This is a genomic window from Streptantibioticus ferralitis, assembly GCF_029223525.1.
Taxonomy (GTDB): domain Bacteria; phylum Actinomycetota; class Actinomycetes; order Streptomycetales; family Streptomycetaceae; genus Streptantibioticus_A; species Streptantibioticus_A ferralitis.
In genome coordinates this window covers 40,612-52,651 of record NZ_JARHTQ010000042.1, presented here as the reverse complement: position 1 = coordinate 52,651, position 12,040 = coordinate 40,612, and the positions used below count along the sequence as shown (strand labels likewise).

1 protein-coding gene (cut by a window edge) is annotated in these 12,040 nt (G+C 71.2%); it reads left to right on the top strand.

Annotation, left to right across the window (positions count from 1 at the left end; genetic code table 11):
- Positions 1-27: 27 nt before the first annotated feature.
- Positions 28-12,040, top strand: partial view of an amidoligase family protein gene (locus P2L57_RS35825; RefSeq protein WP_275821956.1) — the 5' portion only. 17,039 nt of this gene lie beyond the right edge of the window; the window shows 12,013 of its 29,052 coding nt (coding positions 1-12,013); its start codon is at positions 28-30; its stop codon lies off the right edge, out of view.

Sequence of the window (12,040 nt, the reverse complement as noted above, 5' to 3'; positions counted from 1 at the left end):
GGTTCGTCTGGCTCGGCGGACGAGCGGGTGGCGGCTTGGCAGGAGTATCAGCGGGCGTCGGCGGCGGTGGTGCGGGCGGAGCAGGACGTCGATCATTATCGGCAGGACGACGGTGGTTCGGGCTGGCAGGCGCGGCAGGCTCTGTACGTCGGGCTGCAGGCCGTGCAGGACCAGGGGCGGGCCGTCGGTGTCCTGCGGGGTCTGGGGATGGACCCGGAGCAGGTCAGGGGGAACCTCGCTGCTGCCGCTTTCGACTCGATGCGGGAGCCAAACTCCGCCCTGGGTGATGCGTCCGACCAACGTGGCGCGCCGGACCAGACCGAGACCCACGACGAGCCGGAGCCCCCGTCCGCGACGGACGCGCCGACGTCCACCGTGGACACCCCCATGGCGCCCGAGCCGTCCCTGGCACCGAGGGCGGTGGGAGGCGAGGCGGACGCCGCTGCTCCTGTCGAATGGAGTTCCGGTCTTGAGGCCCCGCTGGGGGGCGCGCGGTATGAAGGCGTCGGTGACGATGAGGAGGAGTTGCCGACCCTGGTCGAGTACAACGATCAAGGTGAGGCCACCGGGGTTCTGGAGTGGACGGACGTCGTCGCGTCGCCGTGGTACCAGCAGTTGCACCCGGGACAGCGGGAGCGGCTGCGTTGGGTGGAGGACTTCAGCGCTTTGCGGGACGCGCTGGAGAGCACGCGCAATACGGTCGTCGCCGCGGTGGACGGCGGGGCCGGGCCTGAAGACGTCGAGTTCCTGGCGAATGCGCTGCGGTTGCGGGGCAACCTGAACGCGTACGACCCGGTGATGGTCCCGTACATCGAGCAGCCGCTGATGGCACGAGCTGCGGGTGCGGGGTCGGTGTCGCTGGTCGCGGGTTCGTTTGCCGGGTTCGGGCAGCATGTGCCGTACACCGATGTGATCGTTCCGCATCCTGGGCCCTGGGCGATGGAGGGGGGACCAGGCGGTCTGGCGCAGCTCATGGAGCACGTCATGGGGCCCGGCAGCAGGGCCTGGGTGCTGACGGACAACGAGGGTCTGGATGCCAGCCAGGCAGGGGAGCTGGCGGCGAACATCGCAGCAATCAACGAGCGCAACCGGTACACGCCCGGCTACCTCCCCTTGCAGGTCGAGGTCACTGAGCCGGACCTGACGTTCTCCGGAGGCCGTGAGATCACCGATGTGGGCGGCGTGCCGCTTCTCATCCGTCATCATGGCGACTACCGCCTCGTCACCGTCACACGCGCCGCCGCGGCCACGGCGGTCACGACCGCGACCTCGGCCGACACGACCAACGCGACCATGGCCGACACGAGTTCCGTGACCACGAGCGCGGCGGTCACCACCACAACAACGCCGGCCACGGACTCGACCACCACTGCCACGGACTCGGCGGCCACCATCACAACAACACCGGCCGCCACCCCCGTCCAGCAGGTAGCCCCCGACCGGCAGGGCGAAGCGATCGACGCCATCGAGGCGGCGGGACCCGCCTCCGAGCACGAACAGCTCCCGCAGGACGACAGCCTGGGCCGGGACCCGGATCTGGCCGCCGCGGTCAACCGAGCCTTGCAACTGCAGCCGGAGTGGACCGGCGGCACGGTGAGCCAGGAAGCGGTGGCGGAATGGCACGGCAAGCTCCCCGCGCACTGGCGCCGCCCGGTGCCGCGTCTGCTCAAGGACCGGGCCCAGGGGATCGTCGACCTGATGGTCCACGGCGAGCAGCCCCGACTGGGTGGCGGGGCGCCCCCACAGGCCGTGCCCTATCCGACGCAGCAGAGCGCGCCCGGAGGGCAGTGGCACAACGGCGTCGAACTGCCCGACGCCTCCGACGCGGGCACCTTCGCGGAGTCCGGTCCCGTGCCTGACGAGCCGGTGCCGATGATGAACGTCGACCCGGTGCTGTACAAGGCGATGGCCGACCATCTGCCGCCCGGAACACGCGAGTTGGGTACCGGGGAAGGTGCCACGGTGCAGGTGCCGCTGCGGGCGGTGAGTGCGTATCAGCGCGCGATGTGGGCGCAGGGCGAGCACGCGCCGCCGACCGGTCCGGCGGCGTTGCGGGAGGTGACCGACCAGGTCGTCGCGCGGCTGGCCGCTGGGAAGGAAGAGGCCGTACCGTATCTGCTGGAGGACGCCACCGACGGCCTGGCCGACCCCGAACGCGGAGCCATGACCTTCGGTCTGGAGGTTGAGTTCACCTTCCCCGAATCGTTCAGCCGAGAGAAGCGCTTCGAGGGGATTGACAAGATCCTCGCCGATCTGAAGCGTGCGGGGCTCACCCGGCAGGATGAGATCGGTGCTTACCACACGGCGGCCGAGCAGGAGGGTGGGTATCGGGAGGACCCGGGCGGCTGGGTGCTCGAAGGGGACGCCTCGGTCGGTGCCGAACTGGTCTCACCGATTCTGCGTGACACGCCGCGGACCTGGCAGGACCTGGCCACGGCGATAAAGATCATCAAAAGTCACGGCGGGATCGTCGACGCCAGCGCGGGCGGCCATGTACACGTGGGAACCAGCCAGTTCGGCAGGAATCCCGCGCTGCCGGCCGCCGTGCTCGACTTGTTCCGCGGCTACCAGGCGGTCTTGGCCCGGCTGGCCACGAGCACCCGTTCCCAGGCCCACCGCGGCGGCACTTACGCCGCCGAGATCCCGCCGCGGCAGACCTCCGGCGAGCAGAGCCGGCCGGCCGACGCCGTCGCCCCGGACTGGCTGCCCACCACGCACTACGACGCGTTGAACTTTTCCGCTGTGGTCGGCGAGGTCACCGACCATCTGGAGTTCCGGTTGTGGGACGGGACGCTGGATCCGGGCGAGATCCAGGCCAGGGTCAAGCTGTCGCTCGGGCTGGTGCACACGGCGCTGCGGATGGCGGGCGAACCCGGCTGGGAGGCGCCGGCGTACCAACGGATGGGTGAGCATGGGGAAGTCACCCAGCCGGTGCGGTACCCGGCTGACGGCGTCCGGCCGCCCGGGGGCCAAGTGGTTTTCGAGCCGGATGATCCGCGGTACACACCGGCTCTTTTCGCGCTGCTCAATTTGGTTTACCGGCGGCAGGCGGACCGGGACCAGGCCATGGCGGTGTTCGCCACCACCCCTTGGTTCGGCGGCAAGGGCGCGCAGGCGGGCGTCGTCGGCGCCGAGGTCGGCTGGGCCGTCCCGGCGGGGGAGCCCGCGCTGGCCGCGCTCGAACCGCTGGGCCGGCTCTTCGTCCATCCTCTGCCGGGCGGCGCGGTGTTCACCAAATCCGCGGACGAGCCCGCGACCGGCGTGAGTCCGGCGGACGTCTCCGGGGTGCGGGACCGGTTCGGCCAGGACGCCTTCGTGGTCCAGGTCGCGCCCGGCGCCCGGCGCGCGCCGGGAGTCTTCGGCCTCGGCGGCAGTCACCAGCCCACCGGCCAGGAGTTCGCGGCCCTGCTGCCCCATCTCGGCCGGACCGGGCGTCAGCCGCTGGTGATCGCCTACCCGAGCGCCGAACTTCCCGCCTCCCTGTTCCGGTGGGCCCAGGGTGTTGCCGACGCCCTCGGCCAGCCGGTGCACGTCACGGCCACCGACGAGTACCTGCCCGGCGAGATCGACTTCCCGCCGTCCCGCATCGATGGCTTGTTCGTACCCCATGGTGGCCAGGTCCAGATCGAGGACGAGGCGCTGGCCACCGCCCCCGGCACCGCCTTCCTGCGGATTCCGCCGCGCGCCGCGGCGACCGCCGCCCAGGACGCGGTGCGGCCCTCGGGCGCGCGGTACACGCGGTACGGCGACCAACGAGCCGAACCCACACAGACTGCGGCCGGATCCGCGACGACCGCCGCCACCTGGCAGGGCGGGGACCCGATGGCGCCCGACACCGTGCAGTCCGACTCCGTGCGGCCTGACATCGTGCGGTCCGACTCTGTGCAGTCCGGCTCCGTGAACCAGGTCCAGGTGGACGCCGCTGCTCCTGTCGAATGGAGTTCCGGTCTTGAGGCTCCGCTGGGGGGCGCGCGGTATGAAGGCGTCGGTGACGATGAGGAGGAGTTGCCGACCCTGGTCGAGTACAACGATCAAGGTGAGGCCACCGGGGTTCTGGAGTGGACGGACGTCGTCGCGTCGCCGTGGTACCAGCAGTTGCACCCGGGACAGCGGGAGCGGCTGCGTTGGGTGGAGGACTTCAGCGCTTTGCGGGACGCGCTGGAGAGCACGCGCAATACGGTCGTCGCCGCGGTGGACGGCGGGGCCGGGCCTGAAGACGTCGAGTTCCTGGCGAATGCGCTGCGGTTGCGGGGCAACCTGAACGCGTACGACCCGGTGATGGTCCCGTACATCGAGCAGCCGCTGATGGCACGAGCTGCGGGTGCGGGGTCGGTGTCGCTGGTCGCGGGTTCGTTTGCCGGGTTCGGGCAGCATGTGCCGTACACCGATGTGATCGTTCCGCATCCTGGGCCCTGGGCGATGGAGGGGGGACCAGGCGGTCTGGCGCAGCTCATGGAGCACGTCATGGGGCCCGGCAGCAGGGCCTGGGTGCTGACGGACAACGAGGGTCTGGATGCCAGCCAGGCAGGGGAGCTGGCGGCGAACATCGCAGCAATCAACGAGCGCAACCGGTACACGCCCGGCTACCTCCCCTTGCAGGTCGAGGTCACTGAGCCGGACCTGACGTTCTCCGGAGGCCGTGAGATCACCGATGTGGGCGGCGTGCCGCTTCTCATCCGTCATCATGGCGACTACCGCCTCGTCACCGTCACACGCGCCGCCGCGGCCACGGCGGCGCGGCCCGGCGTATATCAGTCCGCCACGCTCCCCGATGCTGCGGCCGCCCTTGAGGAGCACGGCGCCCAGACGCAGGCCCTGCCGCAGCCCCAGACCGAAATGGACGCGGCCACCGCCCCGTCCGGGCCGGTGCAGTCTGAGCCTGCGACGACTCCTGTCCCGCGCCCGGTGCAGTCTGAGCCAGGACCGGCTACGGTCCCGTCCGGCCCGGTCCAGTCCGAGCAGGTGCCGAAGAGCGCCCCGTACGCTCCGGTGTTCGGGCAGCGGGGGCCCGGCGGGGCGGCGTCGGCCGTGCATGAGCCGAGGTACCCGCTGCTGTTCGCCGACCCCGACTACCTGGCGCGCTCGGCGGAGTACGGCCGCGCAGTCGCCGAGGTGCTGCGGGGAGCCGACGCCGTGGACTCCAGCACACGCGGTGCCCTGGAACTGCTGGCGAAGCATGCTCAGGAGCACTACGGCGGCTCCGGCCAAGTGCGCGGGTTCGTTCAGGCGCTGTTCAACCATGAGCAGGCGTTGGCCGGTCTGGCGCAGCACCCCGCGGGTTCCAGCCGGGTGACCGGCCCGAAGAACCCGAAGAAGAGGCCGGTACTGCCCTCCTTCGGAAGGAAGTCGAAGGCCAGGCTCTCCGACGATGTCACCTCCGCCGTGCAACCCCTGCTGCTCAAGGGCGATCGGGAGCGGTTCGAGTCGTCGTTGAAGGCGTTCATGGGCGGTGCGGCCTGGTATGCGACGCAGCACCCGGAGCTGATGCCGGCTGGTCCGCGGTCGCGCGGACCGGAGTGGGACGCCGCGATGCACGCCCGCGGATACCGCGGATTCGCCGATCTGACCGACAGCCAGCGTGAGCAGGCCCGGCAGGTCGAGCTGCTGCTCGGCGTCTACCAGCACGTGGGCGGCTCGGACGTGGACGCGCTGATGTTCCGGGACGCGCTGGCGCACTGGTACATGGCGCAGCCGGACGCCCTGCCGTGGGAGTGGTTCCTCGACGCGTCACACCGGGCCGGGGTGTGGGACCGGGAGATGGAACCCGATCCGTGGGTGACGGACCTCTCGCGGGTGCACGGATGGATCCACGGCGTTCTCGCCCCCTGGGCACGGTCGGAGAAGGCGTCGGACGGGGCGAAGAATGCCGTTGAGAGTCCCCCGCACCTGGAGCCCTACAAGCGGGCCGCCGAAGGGCTGTTGAACGCAGCCCTGACCGGTCGGGGCGGCTGGGCCGACCCGGCGGCACTCATGCACGCCCCGGTCACCAGGACCGGCACCGGTGCCACCTCCCACAGGGATTGGCCGCAGCGCCAAGCGGCCATGCGCGACCTGCTGCGCGGCCCCGGGGCCCTGGACCACCGGTCGGTATTCGGGCCGCTGGCGCACCGTTATGCGCTGAGCCTCGCCGCGGGTCCGGATGCCCTGTTCTTCGAGCCGGGCCTGACCGTGGACCGGTTGCGCGACCTCATCCGGCAGGCGGGGGCGCAGGCCGACCCGGCGGACGTGGCGACTTGGCCGCTGCTGATGCTGCGTGATCCGGCGCTGCGCGACGCCCTCGGACCGTCCGGGTCCCCGGCCGCTGTACGGCAGGCGGTGGACGCGCTGGCTTCCAGCGCGGACGAGCAGCTGCTCGGTGAGATCCGCGGGCACGCCTCTATGGCGGAGGAGGCGCTCGACCGGCGCCCGGCCGTGCCGGCCGACAGCGGCTCGATGTACTACGTGGCCCACGCGCCGGGCCCGCTGCTCACCGCGGACCGAGCCTACGCCGCGCCGGGCCGGGAGGAGGAGCTTCCGCCGTTCGCGAAGTGGACGTCGGACCGCGGGGTCGCTCTCAGGAAGCTGTCAGAGCTGGCGGAGGGGCTGCCGCCGGGTAGCGGCCACCCCGTGCTCGTGGAGCTGCGGGAGCCGGTGTCACTGCGGAAAACGGCACTGCACGCGCCCAGCCCCGGTGAGTTCACCGCGCAGGCTCCTGGGCCCCTCCGGCTGCTGGTCGACCATGCCGGGCTCGGCGGTGACCAGAAACGGGGTCCCTGGTATGCACATGTCGTCGTCGGCGAACTCGCGCCCAAGACGCCCCGTGTCCCGTGGGACCGCGAGATCCTCATGCGCGAGGTGCGCGGCGACGACGGCACCTTGACGGGACTGGAAAACCACAACCTGGAGGAATACGAGGGCCGCCGAAACTTCTATCGCGGACTCCTGCGCCTCAAAGAGTTCGACGTCTGGCCGACGGCCGACTCGGGCAAGAAGCCGGACGGGACGCGGGTTCCCGGGCCGGCTGCCAGCCATGTGGCCGGCAGCCCGAACGGCGCCCACGGATATGTCTTCAGCGCTCAACACGGCGATTCGCAGGGCGTCAGGGGAGTGGGTCGATACGGCCCGGGAATGATCAGCGGCTCGCAGAGCGGCCGCTCTGTCGCCGAGCGACTGACAGCGCAAGGAGTGAGCGCACAGACGTCCCTCCTCCTGTGGCAGTGCTCGGCCGGCATCTCGCCCCCCGGACTGAAGTCCCCGGCGCAGTTGTTCGCCGACCAGCAGCCCGCGGCCCGCCTCGTCCGGGGCGGCAACACCACTGTCGGCTTCTGGGGCAAGAGCACCCATCTGCGCCCCGGATGGGGTTCCGTGCCCCTTTCCGAGATAGCCGTCAACCCTTTCCGGTCGCGGTCGGCAGACGTCCGAGACGTGGCCGCCAACATCGTCGACCCGTACGTCGTGGGGGAGACCGGACAGCACTGGAACTACGGAAGCGCGTGGGGTCCGATCGCCGAGGACTACGAGACCGCGCTCGGCGCACACCTGTCCCGTCAGCCCGACGTGACCGACATCGCGAAGCGGGCCGCCCGAGCGCTGGAGCCATTGCTCGGGCAGCCGGCGCCGGGTGCGAACCGCCCGGACGTGCCGCTCAACGAGCTGATGACCGCCTTCCGCGACGCCTCCCAGCACGCGTACGGCCTGTCGCAGAGCCGCGGCGCCGCGGACGACGCCGCGCAGCGGCGCCTGCTGGAGCAGCGGGGGATCAGGCTCCACATCGGCTCGGTGCCGAGCACCGAGCCGATGTACGCGCTGTACTACGCCCTGGGGCTGCCCAGCGAGGACTTCCCGGCGTTCGTGAAGGCCGTGTTCGCGTACGGGCTGACGACCGGTCGTACGTTCGCCGCGCTGGTCGCGGACCTGAGTGCCTCCGGCATGAGCGCCAACCAGGCCGCGTTGACCGCTGCTCTGGCCAGCAACGGCAGGCACCTGTACGGCCTGGCAGACACCCTGTTCGTGCAGGGAGAGAGCGTGCCGCAGGACCTGGCCGGCGATCTGCGCCCGCCACACCTGACGCTGTACGGGAAGCTCGCGGCACCGATCGACGCCCTCCCCTCCGGCGCTGCCCCGCTCGCAACAGGCGGCCTCGACCCGGCGTACGCCACCGCGCTCCGGTTGCTCGGCAGCGGACCGGACCGAGCCCTGCTGGAGGCGTCGCCCGGCGCTCTCGCCGGGGCGGTGCGCGGCGCTGTCGACGACGCGGTGCGCCGAGGCAGCCTGGGCGACCTGCCGCTGCTGCTGTTGCAGGACCCGGCACTGCGGACATCCGCCAACCAGGCGGCCAAGCTCGACCCTGGCAGCGCCGCGTACACCGAGGTCCACCAGGATCTGCTGAGGCGTGCCGCCGCGCTGGTCCCGGGCCTGCTGGAGCAGATCCCCGTGCACCAGGCCATGGCGGCCGAGGCGTTGAGCCGTCAGCCGGCGTCGAACGGCCTCGCCTACCTCGCCCTGCCGGTCCCCGCCGAGGCTGACGTGGGCGGCCTGACCCGGCTCGACGTGACGTCGTTGGCCCCCGATCCGCAGACCGCCCTGGCCGAGCTCGGGCCGCTTCCGGCCGGGACCCGCCCGGTGCTCGTCAAGGTGGCGAACCCCTCGGCTGGCACTGTGCCGGCCGGCGGTGGGGACCGGTTCCGTTACGCCGTACCAACCGAACTGCGCATCACCGCGCATGGCGGCCGCACCGCTTCCGACGGCGTCTCGTACGACGTCCTGGAGGCGACGGAGGCACCCGCGCCGCACCGCCAGACAGGGCTCGACGCGGTCAAGGCGGCGCTGAGCGCCGCCGAGATGGACAAACCCCCGCGGTCCGTGGCCAAGGGCAGCACCCCGCCGCAGAACACCGCGGTGCCGGTCGGCACATCGACCGACGTGCAGACCGCCGCCGCCCCGTCCGTGGACGCCGTCACCGAGGCCGACCCCTATGGCCGGATGGGCACGGTCCAGCAGCCGATGGCCCCGGACGTGGCGCAGCGCCAGGGCCGGTACGTCCCGGAGAGCCCGTCCGTGGTGCGCGATGCCCGTGCGTTGCTGGGGCGGTTGGCGGGGCCGGGAGTCGATCTGGGTGTGCTGGCTCGGCGGTTGCTGCACCTGGGCGATTCCGCCTCGTTGGACGCTCAGCGGATGAACGCGTTGTTCAACCTGGTGGCGGCGGCTGACGCCGCTGGGCGGGCTGGGAGCCTGGCGGCTATCGGCGCGTTGGACCTGGAGCGGCGGGGTGTGCTGGACGAGCGGTCGCTGATGTACGGCCCCACCGGAGAGGTGGAAGGGCGCGACTACACCGGCAGCATGTCCCCGGCGGCGGACCTGGACATTTACGGTGTGTTCGGTGACGACGGGCGGCCGGCGGGACCCCGCGAGGCCATGCCTTGGGGCTCCAACCGGTGGGCTGTGGCGACCCTCGGTGGGCCCGGGCTCCCGGTCCTGAGGGGAGCGGACGACTCTGAACTGAGGGTCAATGACTGGGACGAGTTCGCCGAACTGATGCGTCACGACTGGGCGCGTCCGGAAGACGCCCCCATGGTCATACTGTCGCCGGACGTTGGCTCCCTGGCCGCGGACGGGCTGCAGATCGTCGCCGATGTGCTGCGGGTCAGGGCTTGGGCGCCGAACGGCGGGTTCCGTCTGCTGCACGATGGCCGGGGGACGGCACACGTGGTCCTGGTGGGGCATGGCGCGGTCTGGGTGTCCCGCGACCCGGCACGCCCCCCGCGCCCGCAGGCGGACACCGCTGGCGATGCGCAGGGCGAGTTGCAGATGGACACCTCGCCTGACATTGGCGTGGATGTTCTTGCTGGCAGGCAGGTCGTTACCGCTGGCGGTGTGCAGGGCGAGGTGCGGACGGATACCTCGTCCGACGCCGGCGTGGATGAGCAGATGGCTCAGCCGCCCCCCTTGGTCGCGGCGTTCGGCGAGGATGTGGTGAACCACGAGCGTTATCCGGTGTTCGCAAGAGCCGTGGCGGTGTTGGAGCGGGCGCGGGTGGGTCATCCCGTCTTTGGTGCGAGTGAGTTGGATCTGGCGGGGATCGTCCGGTGGATCGCGGGGAGGGATTCCGCGGTCCCGGTGGAGCCGGGCGTCTTCGAGGCTGCGCTTGGGATGGTGGACGAGGCCGCCGGGTTGGGGCGGGCGGGGAATCTGTTCCAGCTGGCGGCTCATTACCTGGTGAAGAACGGTGTCCTGGACGCTTCGACGGAGGTGACTGGTACCGGCGGTTCGTTTGCCGGGCGTGATCTGACAGGCGAGGCTCCCCGGGAGTTGGACTTTGGGCAGGTGGCCGTCCAGAACCGCGATGGCCGGATCGGCGCAGCGGTACCGGCGCCGTGGCGCGGTCAACCGCACGTGGTGTGGGCGAAGGTGGCGGCTTCGGGTCGGCCGCTGGTAGGTGGCAGGGAGGTCGATGAGGAGGTATTGGCGGCTCTCATCGCCATGGATCCGAAGCGGCGTTCCCGCGTCGAGGTGTTGCTGCTGATTCCGGGTGCAGGCGGGGGGCTTCGGACCCTGCCGAGGAAGGTCGCGAGTGCGACCTTGGGGAAAGTGTGGGCCCCCGACGGTGAGTTCGATGCGCGGGAGTTGCGCAGGGGCAGTCGGCGCAAGCTCGTTCTGGTCAGCCCCGACCCGGGGAATGTTCCGGTCGGGAGATGGATCCCCAGTCAGCCGGACCCGGTCTCGGCTGCGCCGGAAGCGGCGCAGGCGCGCACGGCCCGCGCGGTGTTGGAGCGGGCACGGGTGGGTCATCCGGTCTTTGGTGCGGGTGAGTTGGATCTGGCGGGGATCGTCCGGTGGATCGCGGGGAGGGATTCCGCGGTCCCGGTGGAGCCGGGCGTCTTCGAGGCTGCGCTTGGGATGGTGGACGAGGCCGCCGGGTTGGGGCGGGCGGGGAATCTGTTCCAGCTGGCGGCTCATTACCTGGTGAAGAACGGTGTCCTGGACGCTTCGACGGAGGTGACTGGTACCGGCGGTTCGTTTGCCGGGCGTGATCTGACAGGCGAGGCTCCCCGGGAGTTGGACTTTGGGCAGGTGGCCGTCCAGAACCGCGATGGCCGGATCGGCGCAGCGGTACCGGCGCCGTGGCGCGGTCAACCGCACGTGGTGTGGGCGAAGGTGGCGGCTTCGGGTCGGCCGCTGGTAGGTGGCAGGGAGGTCGATGAGGAGGTATTGGCGGCTCTCATCGCCATGGATCCGAAGCGGCGTTCCCGCGTCGAGGTGTTGCTGCTGATTCCGGGTGCAGGCGGGGGGCTTCGGACCCTGCCGAGGAAGGTCGCGAGTGCGACCTTGGGGAAAGTGTGGGCCCCCGACGGTGAGTTCGATGCGCGGAAGCTGCGCGGGGGCAGTCGGCGCAAGCTCGTTCTGGTCAGCCCCGACCCGGGGAATGTTCCGGTCGGGAGATGGATCCCCAGTCAGCCGGACCCGGTCTCGGCTGCGCCGGAAGCGGCGCAGCGTCACGGCCGGTACGTCCCGGAGAGCCCGTCCGGGGTGCGCGATGCCCGTGCGTTGCTGGGGCGGTTGGCGGGGCCGGGAGTCGATCTGGGTGTGCTGGTCCGGCGGTTGCTGCACCTGGGCGATTCCGCCTCGTTGGACGCTCAGCGGATGAACGCGTTGTTGAACCTGGTGGCGGCGGCTGACGCCGCTGGGCGGGCTGGGAGCCTGGCGGCTATCGGCGCGTTGGACCTGGAGCGGCGGGGTGTGCTGGACGAGCGGTCGCTGATGTACGGCCCCACCGGAGAGGTGGAGGGACGCGAATACACCGGTGACATCACCCGCGTGGACTTGGACGAGTACGGGCTGCTGGGTGGCGACGGTCAGGTGCGGGGCCCCCGGGCCGCTCCCTGGGGCTCCAACCGGTGGGCGGTGGCGACCCTCGGTGGGCCCGGGCTCCCGGTCCTGAGGGGAGCGGACGACTCTGAACTGAGGGTGAACGACTGGGACGAGTTCGCCGAACTGATGCGTCACGACTGGGCCCGGCCGGCGGACGCCGAGATGGTCGTACTGTCGCATGCCGCCGGCTCCT